The organism is Streptomyces sp. NPDC005485 (assembly GCF_040606085.1).
In the GTDB taxonomy this organism is placed as follows: Bacteria; Actinomycetota; Actinomycetes; order Streptomycetales; family Streptomycetaceae; genus Streptomyces.
Map to the genome: position 1 here is coordinate 1 of NZ_JBEXDZ010000174.1, position 19,327 is coordinate 19,327.

Sequence of the window (19,327 nt, forward strand, 5' to 3'; positions counted from 1 at the left end):
ACATGAGCCTCAGCCCCTTACTTCGACAGACGGTCCAGGATCAGCGGGCCGAGGTCGGTGACGTCGCCCGCGCCCATGGTGAGAACGAGAGGCTCCCGGACGGGCTCCTGAGGGGGCTCAGTCCTGGTAGGAGTGCAGCCCCGGAATGGAGAGGTCGCCGCCGAACTGGCCGGCCTGGACGACCTTCACCTTGGTGAAGTAGATCAGCGGGATGTTCAGCGGCGGCGGGCTGTCCGGGCTGAACGTCACCGGGATCAGACCGAGCAGATTGCCGGAGATGCTCTCGGTGTACATGACCGTCTTGCCGTTGCGGATGGTCGACGTCGAACCGGCGGCCGCCTGCACGTGGTACGTCTTGCCCGACTGCTTGTCCTTGACGGTCTGGTGCAGGTCACCGATGTCGGTGCCGTCGGAGATGACGTACTTCAGGACCTTCTTGACGCTGCCGTTGGCCGTCCGCACCTTGACGATGCCCTGGTAGTCCGCGCCCTTGAGGAGCAGCGAACTGGCGTTCAGGTACCAGGGGTCGTCAGGGAGGGTGACGGGGTTGTCGACACCGCCCACGTCGTCCGTGGCCACCGGGCAGTCGTCCGGGTTCGTGGTGGAGCTCGCGGACGGGCTGGGGGTCGCCGACGCGGCGGCGTCCTTGGCCTTCTCGGCCGCGGCCTCAGCGGTGTCCGTGGCCTTCTTCGTGGTGTCCTCGACCGTCTTCTCGGTCTTCTCCGTGGCGCCCTTGACCGTGTCGGTGACCTTGTCGGTCGTGTCCTTGACGGTGTCGGAGGCGCTCGTGGAGGAGCCCGCGGAGTCCGAGGAGTCCTTGGTCGCGGACGCCGACGGGGAGGGCGAGGCGGACGGCGAGGCGGTGCTGCTCGACGAGGAGTCGTCGCCGCCGCCCGTGAAGATGCCGGTGATCGCGTCGCCGATGTCCTTCAGCACGTTGTCGTCGCTCGCGGACGCCGACGGGGTCGCCGTGGAGTCGCTCGACGTCGACGTGGACTTGCCCGCCGTGGCGGAGGGGGTCGGCGTGGGCTCGGCCTTGTCGTCGGAACCTGAATCCGACGAAGAGGTGTCCGTGTCCGACGCGTCCGACGACTTCGACGCGGACGGGCTCGGCTCGTCCTTGGAGTCGTCGGTGGACTTGTCCGTCGACTTGTCCGTGGAGCTGCTCGTCGAGGCGGAGGGCGACGGCGTGGCCGAGGCGCTCGCGCTCGCGTCGGAGCCGGTCACGGCCGCCACGCAGTCCTTGTACTCGTCGGCCGTGAGGCTCTTCGAGGAGGAGTGGTCGTCGGCGGATGCGAGCGTCGGCGTCAGCCCCATTCCCATGAGGACCGCAGTCGGCATCGCGGCGAGGGCTATCGCCTTGCCGGCAGGCATGTGGAACCTGGTGAACAGCGGCTTCCTGGGGGCCGCGTGGCGCGGCCCGGATCTCACACGGGACTCGTCCACATCCGTCCCGTGGATCACCTCGTCAGCCGGCACTGTGCCTCCCGTTCGCCCCGTTCGCCGGGATCGTTCCTGACAGATCGTGCGGCGCGCTCAGGTGGTGCAGCCCGTTCGGACCGTCCAGTCCGCGGGCCTCGCCGGGACGGCCGGACTCGATGGGCCCGTGTCCGTGGTCGTGCCCGTACTCATCGGACTTGGTCAGCCCGTCCGGGCCGCCCGGGGTGTCGGCGGGAGAGCCGCCCGGGGTGTCGTCCGCGTCGCGCGTCGCGGTCGCGGCCGGCTCGGCCTCGGGCTCGCCCGGCATCCAGGAGACGGCCATGGCGCCGCCGATCAGGGCGAACAGGAAGCCGATGAGGAAGCCGCCGAGGTTGGCCACCGGGATGGACACCAGGGCCAGCAGGATCGCGGCGACACCGGCGAAGGTCCGTACGTGCTTCTGGAACCAGAGGCTCAACCCGAGCACGACGAGCAGGACCCCGATGATCAGGGACCCGGCCCCCGCGGTGGTCGCCATCGCCAGCGTCAGGTGACCGATCTGGAGGTGCGCGTAGGGGAAGTAGGCGATGGGGAATCCGCCCAGCATGACGAACAGACCGGCCCAGAACGGCCGCTGCCCCCTCCAGACGCGGAAAACCCGTCGGAAGACTGTGAGGTAGTGCTCATCCTGACGGGACGACTCGGCGCTCATGGAAAACAGCTCCCTGGAACGGCGTTGCTGTGGAGAGTGGTTCTGCGGGCGGTGGTGCACGGGTGGGGGGCGCCGTCGGCTCCCCCCACCCGGTCACGGAGTGCCTAGTAGCACTCCTTGACGCCCTTGGACAGCGACATCTTGAGACCGCTGAGCTTGAAGGTTCCGGCGGTGGTGGCCCACGCCGTCTGCTTCACGTCCGTCAGCGTGGCCGAGTCGGCCTGCTGCGCGAACCCGTAGGGGTTCGCCTGGTCGCCCTTGGCGATACCCGGACCCTTGCTGGCGTCCTTCGCGGCAACACCGATGTCGATGCCGTGGAACACCGCGTCGGCTTCGAGGTCCTCGACGTCGACGTAGAGGTTCTCGGCCTGGACCGGCGTACCGCCGCCGCCGGCCTTCAGCGTCAGGCTGACGGAACCGAGCAACGGGATGTTCGGGGTGACCACCGACTGACACATGTTGGTCAGCGACGCGGTCTTGAAGCCCGAGACAGCGACGGGGTGAGCCGTCTTGCTGCCGTCGAGGTTGTAACCCGAGTCAATCGCCCCGTACTGGACGAAGCCCGTACCGTCGAGCTTGTCCGCCGTCACCTTGAACGACTGACCGGAAACGCTGAACGACGCGGCGAGAGCACCCTGCGCGAGGGCGACACCTATCGCTGCCGTGGCGGCCACACTGGGCACCATTACGACGGCGAACCGCTTCCATCTGGTCCCGCCACGCACCTGGGACATCATATTTCCTCCTTCTCGGACGTACATCTCCTGGCCCTGGCTGCCCCATGTGGGCGGCTCGACCGGGCAGGGATGGGAGAAGTGCTACGTCCTCGGGAAGGAGAGCGCCTGTACTCGGAGGCGCTAGCTTGCGCACCGATCACCGGCGATCACCCCCGAGCGACAACCACTGGTCGCGCCTGACACACATCACGCACAACCTGCCGGACAGGCTCCGCCGGTTGGCGAAGACCCCCCTGTCCAAGGGGCGGCACCACTGCTGCCGTCCCTGCTCGGTGGGGACCCAGAAACCCCCTGACCCGATTGGCTGTCGGGACTGGGGGGAATGGACCGAGCGTCGCCGATCGTGGTGCATTCTCGCCGCCCGCACAAGGGGGTTCGTTACTGGCTAGTAACGGGCGGATAACCGAACAACGACCCGCCGGTATCGGTCGACGACGCAGGGTGGTGTCGGGGGTGGTCACAGACCGGTTGACACTTGGACAGAATCCGACAGATCAACGCCTCAGACTTACTCCAAGTAACAGCGGCCGCGTTTACCAAGATTTGGTAAAGCGCGGCCACTTGTCGCCCTGTCGGCAAATCTTTCACTCGGGCATCACAAGCCCCGGCGTTTAGGAACAGGTCAGCGGACCTGTCAGAACAGGGCTCTGGCCAGCGCGCGACGGGCCGCGATCACCCGCGGATCATCGGCTCCGACGACCTCGAAGAGCTCCAGCAGCCGTACTCGTACGGCATCACGGTCGTCACCCGCTGTGCGCGCCACCGTGTCGATGAGCCGACCGAAAGCGTCCTCGACATGGCCGCCCACGAGGTCGAGGTCGGCGGCGGCGATCTGCGCCTGCGCATCGGCCGGCTTCTCGGCGGCGTCCCTGCGCACCTGCTGCGGATCGGCGTTCTGCACGCGCTGCAGCAACTCCGCCTGGGCGAGGCCGAGCTTGGCCTCCATGTTGCCCGGGTCGTCGCCCAGCACGTTCTTGTACGCCTGCACCGCTCCGCCGAAGTCACCCGCGTCCAGAGCCTGTACGGCGGCTTCGAGCAGCGCGTCGTACGGGCCGACCGGGATCTCGGGCGCCGCGGGGGCGGCGGCGGGCTCGGCGTCCGGGTCGACCGCGAGACCGGTGAGGCCGAAGCGCTGCTCGGCGACCTGGACGAGCTGGTCGAGGGTCCCGCGGATCTGCTGCTCGCCCGCGGCGCCCTGGAAGAGCGGCAGCGCCTGCCCGGCGACCACCGCGAACACCGCCGGAATCCCCTGGATCCCGAACTGCTGCATCAGCATCTGGTTGGCGTCGACGTCGACCTTGGCGAGGACGAAGCGTCCGCTGTACTCGTGGGCCAGCCGCTCCAGGATCGGGCTGAGCTGCTTGCACGGCTCGCACCACTCGGCCCAGAAGTCGATGACGACCGGCACCTCGGTGGACCGCTGCAGGACGTCCCGCTCGAATCCCGCCTCGTCGACGTCGATGACGAGACTCGACGGAGATACGGCTCCGCCTCCGCCGCCCTGCCTGGCCGCTTCGGCGCGCGCCTGCTCCGCCTTCGCCTTGGCCTCCTGGGCCGCCTTCACCGCGGCGAGGTCGACGACTCCGCTCATGGACATGTTCCGTGGCTGCATGCGTCTATCCTCCCCCGTTATCCGCGCACGTGTGAAAAGGCCTGTGAAAGTCGGTCGTGCTGTGTGGTGTTGGGCGCCGGGTCCCCACCTGGCGCCAGTGGTCGTCGCTCGCGCAGGGACACCGTCCAGGCGCTTTCGCTACGAGTCGTAGCGTAACTGTCCCGGCGAGTCCCCGTGAACCCTCTCCCGGTGATCTCCCTCACGGCTTCACAGAACGGCCGGATACAGAACGACCGGATATGGTCGCCGACATGGACAGCCGCACCCCCGCCGCTCGCACGGGTCGCCCGCGCAGCGTCGCCGCGGACGCCGCGATCCTGGCCGCGACGCGCACCGCTCTGGTCGAACTGGGCTGTTCCAAACTCACGATGGGGGACGTGGCGACGCGCGCCGGGGTAGCCAAGACGACCCTCTACCGCCGCTGGCCCGGCAAGAACGAACTGGTCGTCGACGCGGTGGCGGCCCTCTTCGACGAACTGGAGCTCCCCGACCGCGGCAGCCTCGCCGCCGACATCGAGGGCGTGGTCCTCCAGTTCGCGACGATCCTCACGCTCCCCGAGGCGAAGAACGGCCTGATGGCCGTCGTGGCGGAGTCGACCCACGACGACGCCCTGCGCGAACGCATCCGCGCCTCGATCGTCGACCGGCAAAAGCGCCTGGTCCTGGAGGGCCGGGCCCGCGCGACGGCCCGCGGCGAACTCCCCCCGGAGTCCGACCCCGCCTCGGCGGCCCGCACCGTCGACCTGATCTTCGACATCGTCGCCGGCGCGGTCGTCCACCGCACCCTGGTGAGCGCGGAACCGGCGGACGAGGAGTGGGCGCGCAGCTTCACGCGGGTGTTGCTGCTGGGCCTGGCAGGCGCGGCGGGTGAGGGTTCCAGCCCGTCCGGCGTTTGAGGACGAGGCCGTCAGGCCGAAAGCGGGGGAAAGGGGGCGCAGCCCCAGGACAACGGGAAGGGCAGGGGCGGAGGGGGCGAAAACCCTGGAGCCCGCCCCCACCGCACCCACGCCTCAGAACCCGGCCGGCTCCGTGTAGACCCCCCACTCGTCCCGCAGCACCCCGCAGATCTCCCCGAGCGTGGCCTCCGCCCGCACCGCGTCCAGCATGGGCGCAATCATGTTGGAGCCGTCCCGCGCGGCAGCGAGCATCGCATCGAGCGCCCCGCGCACCCGCGCTTCGTCGCGCCCCGTCCTGCGGGCACCCAGCTCCCGCACCTGCTCCCGCTCCACCTCGTGACTGACCCGCAGGATCTCCAGATCCCCCGTCACGGACCCGTGGTGCACATTGACGCCCACGACCCGCTTGTCACCCTTCTCCAGGGAGCGCTGGTACTGGAAGGCCGACTCGGCGATCTCGCCGGTGAACCACCCGTCCTCGATCCCCCGCAGAATGCCGGACGTGACCGGCCCGATCGGGTGCTGCCCGTCGGGGTGCGCCCGCAGCCCCCGCTCCTTGATCTGCTCGAAGATCTTCTCGGCGTCGGCCTCGATACGGTCGGTGAGCTGCTCGATGTACCAGGAACCGCCCAGCGGGTCGGCGACGTTGGCGACCCCGGTCTCCTCCATGAGCACCTGCTGGGTGCGCAGCGCGATCTCCGCCGCCTGCTCGCTCGGCAGCGCGAGGGTCTCGTCGAGCGCGTTGGTGTGCAGCGAGTTCGTCCCGCCGAGGACCGCGGCGAGCGCCTCCACCGCCGTACGGACGACGTTGTTGTACGGCTGCTGGGCGGTCAGCGAGACACCGGCGGTCTGGGTGTGGAACCGCAGCCACTGGGCCTTGTCGGTCCGCGCCCCGTACACATCCCGCATCCAGCGGGCCCAGATGCGGCGCGCCGCGCGGAACTTGGCGATCTCCTCGAAGAAGTCGAGGTGCGCGTCGAAGAAGAAGGAGAGGCCCGGCGCGAAGACGTCGACGTCCAGTCCGCGCGAGAGGCCCAGCTCGACGTACCCGAAGCCGTCGGCGAGGGTGTACGCCAGCTCCTGCGCGGCCGTCGAACCGGCCTCACGGATGTGGTAGCCGGAGACGGACAGCGGCTTGTAGGCGGGGATCTCGGCGGCGCAGTGCTCCATCAGGTCGCCGATGAGGCGCAGGTGCGGCTCGGGCTGGAAGAGCCACTCCTTCTGCGCGATGTACTCCTTGAAGATGTCGGTCTGGAGCGTGCCGTTGAGCACGGCCGGGTCGACGCCCTGCCGCTCGGCGGCGACGAGGTACATGCAGAACACGGGAACGGCCGGCCCGCTGATGGTCATGGAGGTCGTCACATCGCCCAGCGGGATGTCCTTGAACAGCACCTCCATGTCGGCGGCCGAGTCGATGGCGACCCCGCAGTGCCCTACCTCCCCGAGCGCGCGCGGGTCGTCGGAGTCGCGCCCCATGAGAGTGGGCATGTCGAAGGCCACGGAGAGCCCGCCCCCGCCGTTGGCGAGGATCATCTTGTAGCGCTCGTTGGTCTGCTCGGCGTTCCCGAACCCGGCGAACTGCCGGATGGTCCACGTGCGCCCTCGGTATCCGGTCGCGTGGAGCCCACGGGTGAAGGGGTACTCACCGGGCCATCCGATCCGCTCGAACCCCTCGTAGGTGTCTCCGGGCCGCGGCCCGTACACCGGCTCCACGGGGTCACCGGAGAGTGTGGTGAAGTCGGCGTCGCGCTTGCGCGAAGCGTCGTAGCGGGCCTGCCAGCGTCGGCGGCCTTCCTCGATGGCGTCAGCGTCCATGCTTCAAATTTACTAGGACGTCCTAGTAAATGTCGATGCCCCACGGCCGCGAGCCACCCTCACGGCCGTGAAAACGAGTACGGATCGAGTGCCGCGCGAGAGCGCGGACAGGTCCCGAGCCGGGTAAAGGGGACCGGGCCTAGGCCTTGGCGACCGCGGGCGCGTCGTCCGCGACCTGGGCGTCGAGTTCGTGGGTGACCTTGCGCTCCACGAAGAAGGCGGCCGTCGGGATCGTGCCGGCCAGCAGCACCCACAGCTGCTTGCCGACCGGCCACTTCGCCTTGGAGCCCAGGTCGAAGGCGAAGACGAGGTAGACGACGTACAGCCAGCCGTGCGCGATGCCGACGACCTTGACGAAGCTGTCCGCCCCGTCCATCTCGAAGCCGTACTTGGCGAGGCAGCCGAGGGTCAGCAGGACCAGCAGCACACCGGTGACGTAGGCCATCACGCGGTAGCGGGTCAGCACGCTCTTTTTCATGCTGTCGAGCGTAACCGCCCGTTCCGGGGGATCTTGCCCGGGGTTACTGCTCCTCGAAGTCGTGCGCCGCGATCCGCAGCGGCCGCAGCATCGCGAAGATCTCCGCGCACTCCTCGGCGTCGTAGGCACCGAGGCCGAAGTCCATGGTCATCAGGTCGCGGGTGGCCGCGTCGCAGACCTCCCGGCCCTTCTCGGTGATGGAGGCGAGGGTGCCGCGGCCGTCGTTGGGGTTGGGGCGCTTGTCGACGAGGCCGGACTTCACCAGACGGTCCACGGTGTTGGTGACCGACGTGGGGTGCACCATCAGCCGCTCGCCGATCTTGGACATCGTCAGCTCGCCCTCCTTGGAGAAGGTGAGCAGCACCAGCGCCTCGTAGCGGGCGAACGTCAGCCCGTAGGGCTTGACCACCGCGTCGACCTCGGCCAGCAGGATCTGGTGGGCCCGCATGATCGAGGTGATCGCGGCCATGGACGGCACGGACCCCCAGCGTCGCTTCCAGAGTTCGTCGGCACGCGCGATGGGATCGAAGGCAAGGCTGAGGGGCTTCGGCACGGCAAAGACCTTACCGGCCGGTCACATCGTGGTCAGCCCCGTCTCACTTTTCGGCCGCGGACCCCTCGGTACGCCGCGCCTCCACCGCCAGGAGCAGGCAGCACACCGTGCCCAGCACACCCGCCCCGGTGACCGTCACGGCCACCCCGACGAACTCCGCGACCACGCCCGCCAGGGCCATGCCGACGCCCTGGACGGTCATCAGTCCCGCCGTGTTCAGCGTCATCGCCCGGCCCCGCAGCTCCTGGGGCACGGCCCGCACGAACCACTGGTCGAGGCCGAGGGAGTACGCGGATCCGGCGCCGGACAGCGTCAGCAGGAGCAGCGACCAGAGGAGGCCGGGGTGCAGGACGTAGCCGATGTAGGGCAGCAGCGTGCAGCACACCAGCGGCAGCGCGAGCCGGGCGCGCGCCTCCGGCCGCAGCCGCGAACCCGCGTACAGCTCGCCCGCGATGGTGCCGACGGGCAGCGCGCACATCAGCAGCCCGAGGCCGGCCGACCCGACGCCCAGTCCGTCCGCATACGGCGCCGCCAGCGCCTCCGGCGCGACAGAGAACATCGGCGGCACCCAGAACAGCAGGAGCAGCACGCGCACGCGCCGGTCGGCGAGCACCTGCCGGGCCCCGCTCAGCGAGTCCCTCACCAGCGGCGCCCGCGCCCCCGAGCGCGCGGGCCGCCGCCGGGTACCGAACCGCAGCAGCGCGGCCGAGGTCAGGAACGTGGCGACGGTGATGAGCAGCGCCCCGCGCGGCGACACGACGCTCAGCAGCAGGCCGCCGAGTCCGAACCCGACGAGCAGCGCGCTCTGCGACACGATGCGCAGCAGCGAGCGGCCCAACACGAACAGGTCGCCGTCCCCGAGGACATCGGTGAGCGTCGCCATCCGCGCCCCCTGGAAGAGGGGTGCGACCACGGCAAGGGCGCAGCGCATGGCGAGCAGTACGGCGATGCCCGCGCCCGGCAGCACCATCACGGCCACGAACCCCGCGCACACCAGGTCGCACACCACCAGCACCCGGCGGGCCGGGAACCGGTCGGCGATGCCCGCGAGCAGGGTCCCGCCGATCAGGTAGGGAAGGAATCCGACGGCGAACGTCAGCGCACTCATCAGCGGCGAGCCGGTGAGGCGGTACACGAGCACCGACAGCGCGATCTCACTGATCATCAGCCCGAGCAGCGAGAACGCGTGCGCGGCGAAGACGGCCCGGAACTCGCGGACGGCGAAGACACGGCCGTAGCCGGCTTCCTCGGCCGGGATGCCCGGAGCGTCCGGGGTGCCCGAGGTACCCGGTTCCTTCTTTGTTTCCTGCATACGCAGCAGCGTGCACGCGCGGGTACCGGTCGCCGTAGAGTTTCGGCGTCAGCCGAATCTTGTGCCCGCCGAGGAGGTCCCTTGCCCACGCATCTGCACTTCGGCGAGGAGGACCTCCTCAAGTGCCGCTTCGCGGTGTCGCCCCTGTGGGAGACGCAGGAGGCGGTGCGCACGCTCAACCGCCCGGCGCGGCACGGCTATCACGCGCACTGGCTGCGCCGTATCCGCGCGGCGGCCGCCGGACTCGACCTCGCGCCCCTGTGGCTGCTGATGCCGCAGCGGGGCCACACCCCCGACTGGCTCGGCCCGCCCCCGATCGGCCCCGCGGCGACGTTCGAGGAGGAGATCGAGGCCGTCCGCTCCGCCGACCCGGAGGCCGCCCGCGAGGACACCGCGCTCTCCCTCGCGGACACCCCGGGAGCGCTCGAGTCACCTGAGGGCCGGGCCCTTCTCGCGGACCCGGCACGCATGATCAGGGAGCTGGCCGACCTGATGGAGGAGGCCTGGCACACCCTGATCGAACCGGACTGGCCGCGGCTGCGCGCCCTGCTGGAGGCGGACATCGCCTTCCACTCGCGGCGGCTGGCCGAGGTCGGTCTGGGCGGGCTGCTGCCGGAGATCGACCGGCGGTTCGGCTGGAACGCCCGGACGCTGACGGTCGAGCGCAACGGCGAGCACGAGCGGCACCTCGGCGGGCAGGGGCTGGTCCTGATGCCGAGCGTCTTCTCCTGGCCGGACGTGATCAGCGGCTTCGAGCCCCCGTGGCAGCCCACGGTCGCCTACCCGGCGCGCGGTATCGGCGGCCTGTGGGCCGAGCCGGGCGACCGCACCCCCGACGCACTCGTACGGCTGCTGGGCCGCGGCCGGGCCGCCGTGCTGACGGCGCTCGACGAACCCGCCGGCACCACCGCCCTGGCGCACCGGCTGCGGCTGGCACCCTCGTCGGTGTCGGCGCACCTCGCGGCCCTGCGCGACGCGGGCCTGCTCACCTCACGGCGGTACGGCCACCAGGTGCTGTACGAGCGGACCCCGCTCGGCATCGCGCTGGCCTCGGGCGGCGGCTGACGGCCCCTCACCCGTCACCCCGAGCTTGCGTCACAGGCCCTCAGCCGTCCGGTGTCGTACCGACGCCCATTAAGTGCGCTATGTCACGATTGACGGCGAACCGTCACAACCGTCACCTTCGCCCAAGGGGGCAGGATGTCCCGGCTGATCCGTACCTTCGCGACGCTCGCGGCGCTCGGGCTCGCGGCGGGCTGCTCGTCCGCGCCCGGCGTCGACGAGGCCTCCGTCGTCCGGGACAGCGCACGAAGGACGACGCCCGCCGGGCCGTCGCCCTTCTGGGTCGACCCGTCGAGCTCCGCCGCCCAGCAGATCCAGATGTGGCAGCGGCAGGGCCGTACGAAGGACGCCCGGTTCCTCAAGCGGATCGCGGACCAGCCGGCCGCGCTGTGGCCCGCCGGCGACGACCCCGCCCCGACCATCGCGGCAGCGACCGCGGCGGCGGCCCAGCAGGGGCGGACAGCGCTGTTCGTCGCCTATAACATCCCGCACCGGGACTGCGGCCAGCACTCGGCGGGCGGGGCGTACGACGCCGCGAACTACCTTGACTGGATCGGAAAGTTCGCGAGCGCGCTCGGTGACAGCAAGGCCCTCGTCGTCCTCGAACCCGACGCGGTCGCGCACATGGTGGACGGCTGCACCCCGGGCGAATACCACGAGGAGCGCGAGCAGTTGCTCGCCGACGCGATCGTCCGGCTGAAGCGGCAGCCGCACACCAAGGTGTACCTGGACGCGGGCAACCCCGCCTGGATCCAGGACCCCTGGAAGCTCGTCGACCCCCTCAAGCGCGCGGGCGTCGAGCAGGCCGACGGCTTCTCGCTGAACGTCTCCAACTTCCAGACGGACACGGCCACGAAGAAGTACGGCGTCCACCTCTCCCAGGACCTCGGGGGCAAGCACTTCGTCGTGGACACCAGCCGCAACGGCAACGGTCCCCTGCGCGGCGACCGCAGCCAGGCCTGGTGCAACCCGCCGGGCCGGGCCCTCGGCACCCGCCCGACGACGGCCACCGGCGAACCCTCCCTCGACGCCTACCTGTGGATCAAGCGGCCCGGCGAGTCGGACGGACAGTGCCGGGGCGGACCGGCGGCGGGCCAGTGGTGGCCGGACTACGCCCTGGGGCTGGCGCGCAACTCCAAGGCGTGACCGACGAGTTCAGCGAGGCGTCTGCCTCGGATCGATCGGTCCCGGATTGATCGGTCCCGGATTGATCGGTCCCGGACTCACTTGACCTGGATCCACTTCGCCTCGGACGGCGTGCCCTGCCCGTCGGTCACGAAGAGCATGTACCAGCCCGGCGGCACCAGTGCCCCGTCCGTCGGTACGTCGACGGTGACCGAGTTCCCGGCCTTGGTGAGGCCGAGTTCGATGGAGCGCTGCTCGACGTCCGTCGTGTGCGTGACCGCGCTGGGCCGCATCAGGCGGGCCTTGACGACCCGTTCCGGGTGCTCGGTGGCGAAGGTCGCGCGGTGGTGGGCGTCGAGTTCCTGCGGGCCGCTGCCCAGCACCGGGCGGTTCTTGCCGTTCTTGTGGAGGGCCGGCGGGGTGAAGATCTCCATCCGCTGCTCGAAGTGGCCCAGCTTGGTGTTCTGCTGGTCGTCGAAGAGCGGGTCGGAGCCGAAGGTGGCGACGCGTCCGTCGGGCAACAGCAGCGCCTCGGAGTGGTAGTTGCGGCCCACCCGGGGTGAGGCCGCGGAGTGGAACGCGTTGGATCCGGGGTCGTAGAACTGCGCCTTGAGGATGTTGCTGGCGCTGCGGCCGCGGTAGTCGGCGGAGCCGTTGGTGGTGAAGACGGAGTCGTCCGGCATGATCACGCTGTTCAGGTAGCGCGTGCCCTGGGGGAGGTTGGGGCCGTCCTCGAAGGTGGGGTTGTCCTTCTTCAGGTCGACCACGGCCGTGCGCGGGGTCGCCTTCTTGGACTCGCCGACACCGCCGCCGCCGAGGATCATCACCTTCTGGTCCTGGGCCGGGGGGAGCAGGAGGGAGGCCGAGGTCTCCGTCTCGTCCGCGTCGCGCAGTCCGGGGACCTTCTCGAACTTGTTCGTCTTCAGGTCCCACAGACCCGCCTCACGGCCCTGGTCGGCGGGCCCGTAACCGGCGTTGGAGGCCGGGTAGAAGAGCTTGCCGCCGCGGGTGAGGAAGAGGGCGGGGTAGGTGGGGAAGTAGCGCTTGGGGCCGGGCGTCCACTTCTTGGTGCTCGGGTCGTAGATCTCGTTGTCGCCGGGGTCGATCATGCCGACGTCGTCGAGGCCGGAGACCGCGAGGACGCGGCCGTCGTCGAGGCCGACCAGGGTCGGGTACCAGCGGGCCTTCTCCATCGGGTCGACGGGGATGTACTTCTCGGCGACGGGGTCGAACTCGTAGGCCGCCCTGATCCCTTGGAAGTCCTGCTTGTCCAGGGTGATCTTCTCGGAGAGGCCGTAGGTGTTGTCGGCGTCCTTGCCCTTCAGGCCGACGATCTCGTACTGCGCCTGCTTGTCGGTGACCGACAGCGGGCCGTCCTCGGTGGCCTCGACGAAGACGCGGGCCTCGCTCGCGGTGACCTTGGTCTTCCAGGGCTGCATGACGCCCCGGCGGTTGTACGTGATCGACTGGGTGCGCTTGGCCTTGGGGATCTTCACGTCGAAGCGGCTGACGTACTCGACGCCGGCCGGCGAGCGGAAGCGGGTGCCCTTCTTCAGCACCATGGCCTTGTCGGGGTTCTCGTTCTTCACGCGCATGCCGCCGCCGGCGCGTTTGACCTCGCCGTCGAGGAGTTCGTAGCGGGCGGTGCCACCGGCCACCAGCATTCTGCCGCTGGGGAGTTGGGCGTGCCCGGAGCAGAAGAAGTCGTCGGGGGTGGGGATCTTCTTGAAGGTGTCGGCCCTCGGGTCCCACAGGACGGTGTCGAACGACCCCTTGTCGAACTTCTTCTGCTCGTTGCCGGAGCCCGCGACGATCAGCACCTTGCCGGTGTGCAGCAGGGCAGCGTGGATGGCGTTGGTGCGGTACTTCCTGGGGATGTCGACGCTGCTCCAGGAGCCGTACTTCGCCATGTAGCCGGGTTGGGCGATCTTGTACTCGTGGTACTGCTCGCCGGCGAAGCCCATCACTGCCGGGGCGTTGAGGCCGGCGAGTATCGCGATGCCGCCGATGCCGAGCACGGTCTTCTTGGTCTTCTTCGAGGGCTGGTAGGCCATCGCCTAGTTGCCTCCTGTCGAGGAGCTGGTGACCGTGGTCGTGGTGCCGCCGGTCGCGAGCGCCGGTTCCGCGGGCTCGGTGACGCGTACCGGCGTGCGCAGCGTCGCCTGGGCCCTGCGGTCCCTGACCACCGTCACGATCCACACGGCGACCGGTGCCAGGGAGATCGCCATCGCCAGGACCGTCCAGGTGCGCATGGCCGCGTGCGTGTGGCCGAGGTGGAAGGACGCGCCGAGGGAGACCGCGAGCAGGGCCGCCCAGAACAGGTGGATGCGGAAGGTCATCAGACGGTCGGGGCTGGCGTCGCCGCCCTTGGGGGTGACCACGAACCGGCTGGGCCTGCGGGTCAGGGCGGCGCCCAGCGACTTCAGGTAGATCGGCGCCGAGAGCGCCGACATCGCCATGCCGGCGAGCCCGCCGGAGCCCTCGGGTTCGTGCGGGGAGACGTTGTGCCGCCGGTTCCACAGGTACAGCCCGATCTGGAGGGCCGCGGCGTCGCTGTAGAGCATCAGCCAGACGGAGGCGGCGACCTGCGTGCCGGACGCGCCGAACCAGAGGAAGAGAAAACAACTGAGGATGCCCAGCAGCCAGTTGACCGCGGTCATCGGGTAGTAGACCAGCATCAGCGTGTACGAGAAGAGACGCCCGGGCGGCATGGTGAACGGCGCCTTCCAGTACTGCTTGAAGAGCGTCTCGTACGTCCCGCGCGACCAGCGCATCTGCTGGGTGAAGAAGTCCGTCCAGGAGGCCGGGCCCTCTCCGACGGCGAGGACGTCGGGGGTGTAGACGGAACGCCAGTGCTTCCTGGTCCTCGGGTTGCGGTGGCGGTGCAGTTCGAAGCCGGTGGCCATGTCCTCGGTGATCGAGTCGTACAGCCCGCCGATCTGCTTGAGGGCGGAGATCCGTACGACGTTGTTGGTGCCGACGAACATGGGAGCGCGGTAGCGGTTGCCGGCACGCTGGATCAGCGCGTGGAAGAGGAACTGCTGGGACTCGGCCGCCTTGGTGACGGGGCTCTCGTAGTTGCCGTAGACCTGCGGGCCGACGACGAACGCGATGTCGGGGTCGCGGAAGTAGCCCATCATCCGCTCCAGGAAGTTCGGGAGCGGGACGTGGTCGGTGTCGACGGAGGCGAAGAACTCGTAGCGGTCGCCGTGCATCGCCAGCCACGCGTTGTAGTTCCCGTGCTTCGTGCGGGTCTTGTGGACGCCCTTGGGGCGGTTCCACTCCGGGACGCCGAGCCGGGTGAAGTGGTGTACGCCGAGTTCCGCGCAGAGCGCCTTCGCCTGGGCGTCGTCGCCCTCGTCGAGGAGCCAGACGTCCAGCGGGCCGGTGTGGGTGACCTCGACCGCGCCCTCGAGAGTGGCGCGGACCATGGAGAGGGGTTCCTTGCCGGGGACGTACGTGGTGAGGAAGGCGACGCGGGTGCCGGGCTGCGGGGTCACCGGGACGGGGTCGCGGGCGACCATGGTGGCGTGGGCGATGCTCATGACGTTGACGACCATGAACAGCTCGATGAGGCCGATGGCTATGAGCATCGTGATGTCGAGCACGACCAGCCAGCGTTCGCCGCCCTCGCGCTCCACCCAGTGGGTCGGCCACACCAGGTAGACGAGGAGTACGCCGGTGAGGATCGGGGCGAGCGTCATCAGCAGGACCGCGCGTATTCGGTGCGGCTCTCGCGAGAGGAGCTGGGTGTACTGCACCCGGTAGGCCACGCCGGACGGCTGCGTCAGCGGTCCGGCGAGTCGGCTGTAGGTGTCGTAGTCGTAGCCCTCCGGCCGCACAGCGCCTCCAGTGGTCGAACCGACCGAACATGGTCTATACCCACACACAAATGGAGTTTTATGGGCATGTCGAACTGGGCGCGTCCGAAGGAGTTGCGGAACGGCGAAACCCCGGCCTGCGCGGGCCGGGGTTTGCGTGTGGGGCCCAGGTGTTGGGGCCGGGGTGTCGGGGGCGGGCTCGGCCGCGGGCCTACTCGGAGAGGTGCCGCTCCACCGTCGCCACCTTGGAGGTGAGACCGTCCGTCACGCCGGGGCGGATGTCCGCCTTGAGGACCACCGAGACACGCGGCGCCCGCTCCTCGACGACGGCGACGGCACGCTTGACCACCGCCATCACCTCGTCCCACTCCCCCTCGATCGAGGTGAACATCGCGTCCGTGCGGTTCGGCAGACCCGATTCGCGCACGACCCGGACGGCGTCGGCGACGTACTCCCCCACGTCCTCGCCGACCCCCAGCGGCGTCACGGAGAAGGCGACGATCACGACGCCACCACGCCCTCGCGGCGGGCGCGGGAGGCGATGACGGCGTCCTCGGCCTCGCGCTTGAGCTTGCGCTCGGCGAAGAAGCCGCCGGTGGGCAGGACGGAGAGGACGAAGTAGAGGGCCGCCGTCTTCCGGGCCCACTTGGTGCGGTTCCAGGCGTCCGCCCAGAAGATCACGTACAGGATGAAGAGGACGCCGTGGACCGCGCCCATCACGGGCACCGCGTTGAAGTCCGTGGTCCGCTTCAGCACCGAGCACAGGAGCAGGAGCAGGAACGAGACGGCCTCGGGGGCGGAGACCAGGCGCAGGCGGCGGAGGGCGGTGGCGGTCTTTATGTCCACGGAACGGGTCACCTTCGGTGGGAGATTCGCTTTCGGCGGGGCGGTGCTTCGGCGGCGCTTTGTGAACGCAAGCACAAGCGGATCCCATTGTGGCATCCGACGCCTCTAGGGGTGCGCTCAGGGTCGGGATCCACCCCGGACCTCTGTCGGCTCCACCCGACCTGCGGCTACCTTCGCAACGTGGCGATGTTCCGACTCCAAGGCAGCAAGGTCCTGGCCGTCGACATGACCGGGGACGCCGTGAAGGCGAAGAACGGCTCGATGGTCGCGTACGACGGGCAGATGGCCTTCAAGAAGCTCAGCGGCGGCGGTGAGGGGATCCGGGGAATGGTGACCCGGCGGCTCACCGGCGAACAGATGATCATGATGGAGGTGAAGGGACAGGGGACCTGCTGGTTCGCTGACAGGGCGTCCGAGATCAACCTCGTGAGCCTCCACGGGGACAAACTGTACGTCGAGTCCAGCAACCTCCTCGCGGCGGACGCCGGACTGCGCACGGGCACGTCCTTCACCGGACTGCGCGGCGCCTCCCAGGGCAACGGGCTGTTCACGACCACGGTCGAGGGCCACGGCCAGGCGGCGATCATGTCCGACGGCGCGGCGGTGGTGCTGCGGGTGAGTGCGCAGTACCCGCTGACGGTCGACCCGGGCGCGTACATCGCGCACCAGGGCAATGTGCGGCAGTCCCTCCAGTCCGGTGTGACGTTCCGCACGTTCATGGGAGAGGGCGGCGGCGAGGCCTTCCAGATGCGGTTCGAGGGGGACGGGCTGGTGTACGTGCAGCCGAGTGAGCGGAACACGATCGCGGGGGATGTGTGACATGCCCTTCCGTGAGATCAACTCCAAGATGATCGAGGCGACCGTCGCCCCGGGCCGGCGCCTGTTCAGTCAGCGCGGCGCGATGCTCGCCTACAAGGGCGAGGTGTCCTTCACGCCCAACGTCCAGGGCGGCCAGGGCGGGGTCATGTCGATGATCGGCCGCCGGCTGGCGAACGAGTCGACGCCCCTGATGACGGTGGAGGGCAGCGGCACGGTGTTCTTCGGGCACGGCGGCCACCACATCGAGGTGATCAACCTGAGCGGCGACACCCTGTACGTCGAGGCGGACCGGCTGCTCGCCTTCGACGGCACGCTGGAGCAGGGCACGATGTTCCTGGGCTCGCAGGGCGGCGTCATGGGTATGGTCCGCGGCCAGGTCAGCGGCCAGGGACTGTTCACGACCACCCTCAAGGGCCACGGCGCGGTCGCCGTCATGGCGCACGGGGGCGTCTTCGAGATCCCGATCACCCCGCAGCGCCCGGTGCACGTCGACCCGCAGGCGTACGTCGCCCATCACGGCGACGTGCGCAACAAGCTGTCGACGGCGCTCGGTTGGCGCGACATGGTGGGCCGCGGCTCCGGCGAGGCGTTCCAGCTGGAGCTGAGCGGCAGCGGTGCGGTGTACGTCCAGGCCTCGGAGGAGAAGCTGTGAGCGCGTACGGGACCCCGGGCGGCCCGGTGATCCATGACCCGATGACGCTGCCGGTCGACGACAATGTCAACAAGTACACCTTCTGCGTGGAGCTCAAGGGGAGCCAGTGGTTCCTGCAGAAGGGCAAGATGATCGCGTACTACGGCTCGATGGATTTCAACGGCATCGGGTACGGCCGGCTCGACGGTTTGGTGCGCACGTCGTTCCATTCGCCTCTGCACGCGAGCGACTGGGTCGTCGCGGAGGGCTCGGGCAAGATGCTCCTCGCCGACCGGGCCTTCGATGTGAATTCGTACGACCTCGAAGACGGCAACCTGACCATTCGCTCGGGCAACTTGCTCGCTTTTCAGCCAACTCTCGCACTCAAGCAGTCGATCGTGCCGGGCTTTCTGACACTGATCGGAACCGGCAAGTTCGTAGCGGCATCTAACGGGCCGGTGGTGTTCATGGAGCCGCCGATCCGGGTGGACCCGCAGGCACTGGTCGGCTGGGCCGACTGCCCCTCGCCGTGCCACCACTACGACCACGGGTATCTGACGGGCGTAATGGGCGGTCTACGTGCAATGACGGGCCTCGGCGGGGCCTCCGGGGAGGAGCACCAGTTCGAGTTCGTGGGAGCGGGTACCGTGCTGCTCCAGTCGACCGAGACCCTCATGGCCGAGCAGGCCACGGGGGCGGTCCCGCAGCAGGCCGGAGTACCGGGCGGCGGCGGGGTGCCGGGTCAGCAGGGACAGCAGGCGGGCGCACCGCGCCTTCCCGGACAGCTGGGGGACCTCCAGCGTCGCTTCGGGCTGTGAGCGGTAATCTGCGGAGTGTGACATCGAACGCGTGCGCACCGTCACACAACCCTCACTAGTTCGCCTTTCAACCTTTTAGGTAGACTTCATTCATGGAGACCGAGACGGCCACGCGCTGGCTGACCGATGCGGAGCAGTGCGCCTGGCGCACCCACCTGGAGGTCAACAGGCTGTTGACGCACCAGCTCGAGAGGGACTTGCAACCCTTCGGACTGACGATGAACGACTACGAGATCCTGGTGAATCTCTCCGAGTCGGAGGGCGTACGGATGCGGATGAGCGACCTCGCGTCCGCCACCCTCCAGTCCAAGAGCCGGCTCTCGCACCAGATCACCCGTATGGAGAACGCGGATCTGGTCCGTCGCGAGAACTGCGAGTCCGACCGCCGAGGGCTGTACGCGGTCCTCACCGAGCACGGCCTGGAGACGATGCAGAAGGTCGCCCCGCACCACGTGGCGTCCGTCCGCAGGCACTTCATCGACCTGCTCTCACCCGAGGCCATGGAAGACCTCCACAAGTCGCTGCGCCCGATCGCGGAACACCTGCGCGGGCAGCGGGGCAGGCCGTAACCCCTTCTCCCGTCGCGGACGGCGGCGGATGGTCCCCGGTGGGTCGCAGATAGAACAGCTCCGGCACCGAGATCGTCGACTTCTTCTGATCGCCGATGGCGC

19 protein-coding genes are annotated in these 19,327 nt (G+C 69.3%); 7 read left to right on the forward strand and 12 right to left on the reverse strand.

Features of this window, described 5'->3' with window-relative positions; translation table 11 throughout:
* Positions 1–117: 117 nt before the first annotated feature.
* From ABZS97_RS37260 to ABZS97_RS37275, 4 genes are all read right to left on the reverse strand, one after another.
* On the reverse strand, positions 118–1,479 hold the full coding sequence (locus ABZS97_RS37260; RefSeq protein ID WP_356145376.1) for a hypothetical protein: 1,362 nt from the start codon (positions 1,477–1,479) through the stop codon (positions 118–120).
* Complete coding sequence (locus ABZS97_RS37265; RefSeq protein ID WP_356145378.1) at positions 1,469–2,131, reverse strand: DUF6114 domain-containing protein; 663 nt, start codon at positions 2,129–2,131, stop codon at positions 1,469–1,471. The genes ABZS97_RS37260 and ABZS97_RS37265 overlap by 11 nt, the downstream gene beginning before the upstream one ends.
* Before the next feature lie 104 nt (positions 2,132–2,235).
* Complete coding sequence (locus ABZS97_RS37270; protein WP_356145379.1) at positions 2,236–2,868, reverse strand: DUF6230 family protein; 633 nt, start codon at positions 2,866–2,868, stop codon at positions 2,236–2,238.
* Between the two features lie 634 nt (positions 2,869–3,502).
* Positions 3,503–4,480, reverse strand: a complete 978-nt coding sequence (locus ABZS97_RS37275) for a tetratricopeptide repeat protein (RefSeq protein WP_356145381.1) — start codon at positions 4,478–4,480, stop codon at positions 3,503–3,505.
* Between the two features lie 251 nt (positions 4,481–4,731).
* On the opposite strand from ABZS97_RS37275, the gene ABZS97_RS37280 reads away from it, so the two are divergent.
* Positions 4,732–5,376: a TetR/AcrR family transcriptional regulator gene (locus ABZS97_RS37280; protein ID WP_356145383.1), complete on the forward strand. Its 645-nt coding sequence runs from the start codon at positions 4,732–4,734 to the stop codon at positions 5,374–5,376.
* 114 nt (positions 5,377–5,490) lie between these two features.
* Here ABZS97_RS37280 and ABZS97_RS37285 read toward each other — a convergent pair whose 3' ends face one another.
* From ABZS97_RS37285 to ABZS97_RS37300, 4 genes are all read right to left on the reverse strand, one after another.
* Positions 5,491–7,191 (reverse strand): methylmalonyl-CoA mutase family protein, encoded by a 1,701-nt coding sequence (locus ABZS97_RS37285; RefSeq protein WP_356145386.1) that lies wholly within the window; start codon positions 7,189–7,191, stop codon positions 5,491–5,493.
* 139 nt (positions 7,192–7,330) lie between these two features.
* Positions 7,331–7,669 carry a DUF3817 domain-containing protein gene (locus ABZS97_RS37290; RefSeq protein ID WP_356145388.1) on the reverse strand — a complete coding sequence of 113 codons (339 nt, stop codon included), beginning with the start codon at positions 7,667–7,669 and terminating at the stop codon, positions 7,331–7,333.
* 43 nt (positions 7,670–7,712) lie between these two features.
* Positions 7,713–8,222, reverse strand: a complete 510-nt coding sequence (locus ABZS97_RS37295; RefSeq protein WP_356145390.1) for a MarR family transcriptional regulator — start codon at positions 8,220–8,222, stop codon at positions 7,713–7,715.
* A gap of 43 nt (positions 8,223–8,265) precedes the next feature.
* On the reverse strand, positions 8,266–9,534 hold the full coding sequence (locus tag ABZS97_RS37300; protein ID WP_356145392.1) for an MFS transporter: 1,269 nt from the start codon (positions 9,532–9,534) through the stop codon (positions 8,266–8,268).
* Positions 9,535–9,615: 81 nt separating this feature from the next.
* On the opposite strand from ABZS97_RS37300, the gene ABZS97_RS37305 reads away from it, so the two are divergent.
* Together ABZS97_RS37305 and ABZS97_RS37310 are read left to right on the forward strand one after the other, a co-directional pair.
* Positions 9,616–10,599, forward strand: coding sequence for a DUF5937 family protein (locus tag ABZS97_RS37305; protein WP_356145394.1), 984 nt, complete (start codon positions 9,616–9,618; stop codon positions 10,597–10,599).
* A 135-nt stretch (positions 10,600–10,734) separates the two neighbouring features.
* The gene (locus ABZS97_RS37310; RefSeq protein WP_356145396.1) at positions 10,735–11,742 is read left to right on the forward strand and encodes a glycoside hydrolase family 6 protein; all 1,008 of its coding nucleotides are present in this window, start codon (positions 10,735–10,737) and stop codon (positions 11,740–11,742) included.
* Positions 11,743–11,819: 77 nt separating this feature from the next.
* On the opposite strand, the gene ABZS97_RS37315 is transcribed toward ABZS97_RS37310, so the two are convergent.
* The 4 genes from ABZS97_RS37315 to ABZS97_RS37330 form a co-directional block, all read right to left on the reverse strand.
* Positions 11,820–13,775 carry a kelch motif-containing protein gene (locus ABZS97_RS37315; RefSeq protein WP_356145398.1) on the reverse strand — a complete coding sequence of 652 codons (1,956 nt, stop codon included), beginning with the start codon at positions 13,773–13,775 and terminating at the stop codon, positions 11,820–11,822.
* Between the two features lie 3 nt (positions 13,776–13,778).
* Positions 13,779–15,563, reverse strand: a complete 1,785-nt coding sequence (locus ABZS97_RS37320) for a glycosyltransferase family 2 protein (protein ID WP_356145400.1) — start codon at positions 15,561–15,563, stop codon at positions 13,779–13,781.
* A 190-nt stretch (positions 15,564–15,753) separates the two neighbouring features.
* A complete protein-coding gene (locus ABZS97_RS37325) occupies positions 15,754–16,047 on the reverse strand; it encodes an MTH1187 family thiamine-binding protein (RefSeq protein ID WP_356145402.1) in 294 nt (97 codons plus the stop codon).
* Complete coding sequence (locus tag ABZS97_RS37330; protein ID WP_356145404.1) at positions 16,044–16,388, reverse strand: DUF3817 domain-containing protein; 345 nt, start codon at positions 16,386–16,388, stop codon at positions 16,044–16,046. Before ABZS97_RS37330 ends, ABZS97_RS37325 begins: the two co-directional genes overlap by 4 nt.
* A gap of 186 nt (positions 16,389–16,574) precedes the next feature.
* Between ABZS97_RS37330 and ABZS97_RS37335 the strand changes: the two genes are divergently transcribed.
* The 4 genes from ABZS97_RS37335 to ABZS97_RS37350 all read left to right on the forward strand — a co-directional run bounded on the left by ABZS97_RS37335 (position 16,575) and on the right by ABZS97_RS37350 (position 19,225).
* Positions 16,575–17,207, forward strand: a complete 633-nt coding sequence (locus ABZS97_RS37335; RefSeq protein WP_356145414.1) for an AIM24 family protein — start codon at positions 16,575–16,577, stop codon at positions 17,205–17,207.
* 1 nt (position 17,208) lies between these two features.
* Complete coding sequence (locus tag ABZS97_RS37340) at positions 17,209–17,859, forward strand: AIM24 family protein (RefSeq protein WP_356145407.1); 651 nt, start codon at positions 17,209–17,211, stop codon at positions 17,857–17,859.
* Positions 17,856–18,656, forward strand: coding sequence for an AIM24 family protein (locus ABZS97_RS37345; RefSeq protein ID WP_356145410.1), 801 nt, complete (start codon positions 17,856–17,858; stop codon positions 18,654–18,656). Before ABZS97_RS37340 ends, ABZS97_RS37345 begins: the two co-directional genes overlap by 4 nt.
* A gap of 92 nt (positions 18,657–18,748) precedes the next feature.
* Positions 18,749–19,225 (forward strand): MarR family transcriptional regulator, encoded by a 477-nt coding sequence (locus ABZS97_RS37350; protein ID WP_356145412.1) that lies wholly within the window; start codon positions 18,749–18,751, stop codon positions 19,223–19,225.
* Positions 19,226–19,327 lie beyond the last annotated feature (102 nt).

Coding starts and splice junctions, on each gene's coding strand:
- ABZS97_RS37265 (WP_356145378.1), bottom strand. CDS start 2,131: ATGAGCGCCGAGTCGTCCCGTCAGGATGAGCACTACCTCACAGTCTTC.
- ABZS97_RS37270 (WP_356145379.1), bottom strand. CDS start 2,868: ATGATGTCCCAGGTGCGTGGCGGGACCAGATGGAAGCGGTTCGCCGTC.
- ABZS97_RS37275 (WP_356145381.1), bottom strand. CDS start 4,480: ATGCAGCCACGGAACATGTCCATGAGCGGAGTCGTCGACCTCGCCGCG.
- ABZS97_RS37280 (WP_356145383.1), top strand. CDS start 4,732: ATGGACAGCCGCACCCCCGCCGCTCGCACGGGTCGCCCGCGCAGCGTC.
- ABZS97_RS37285 (WP_356145386.1), bottom strand. CDS start 7,191: ATGGACGCTGACGCCATCGAGGAAGGCCGCCGACGCTGGCAGGCCCGC.
- ABZS97_RS37290 (WP_356145388.1), bottom strand. CDS start 7,669: ATGAAAAAGAGCGTGCTGACCCGCTACCGCGTGATGGCCTACGTCACC.
- ABZS97_RS37300 (WP_356145392.1), bottom strand. CDS start 9,534: ATGCAGGAAACAAAGAAGGAACCGGGTACCTCGGGCACCCCGGACGCT.
- ABZS97_RS37310 (WP_356145396.1), top strand. CDS start 10,735: ATGTCCCGGCTGATCCGTACCTTCGCGACGCTCGCGGCGCTCGGGCTC.
- ABZS97_RS37315 (WP_356145398.1), bottom strand. CDS start 13,775: ATGGCCTACCAGCCCTCGAAGAAGACCAAGAAGACCGTGCTCGGCATC.
- ABZS97_RS37335 (WP_356145414.1), top strand. CDS start 16,575: ATGTTCCGACTCCAAGGCAGCAAGGTCCTGGCCGTCGACATGACCGGG.
- ABZS97_RS37340 (WP_356145407.1), top strand. CDS start 17,209: ATGCCCTTCCGTGAGATCAACTCCAAGATGATCGAGGCGACCGTCGCC.
- ABZS97_RS37350 (WP_356145412.1), top strand. CDS start 18,749: ATGGAGACCGAGACGGCCACGCGCTGGCTGACCGATGCGGAGCAGTGC.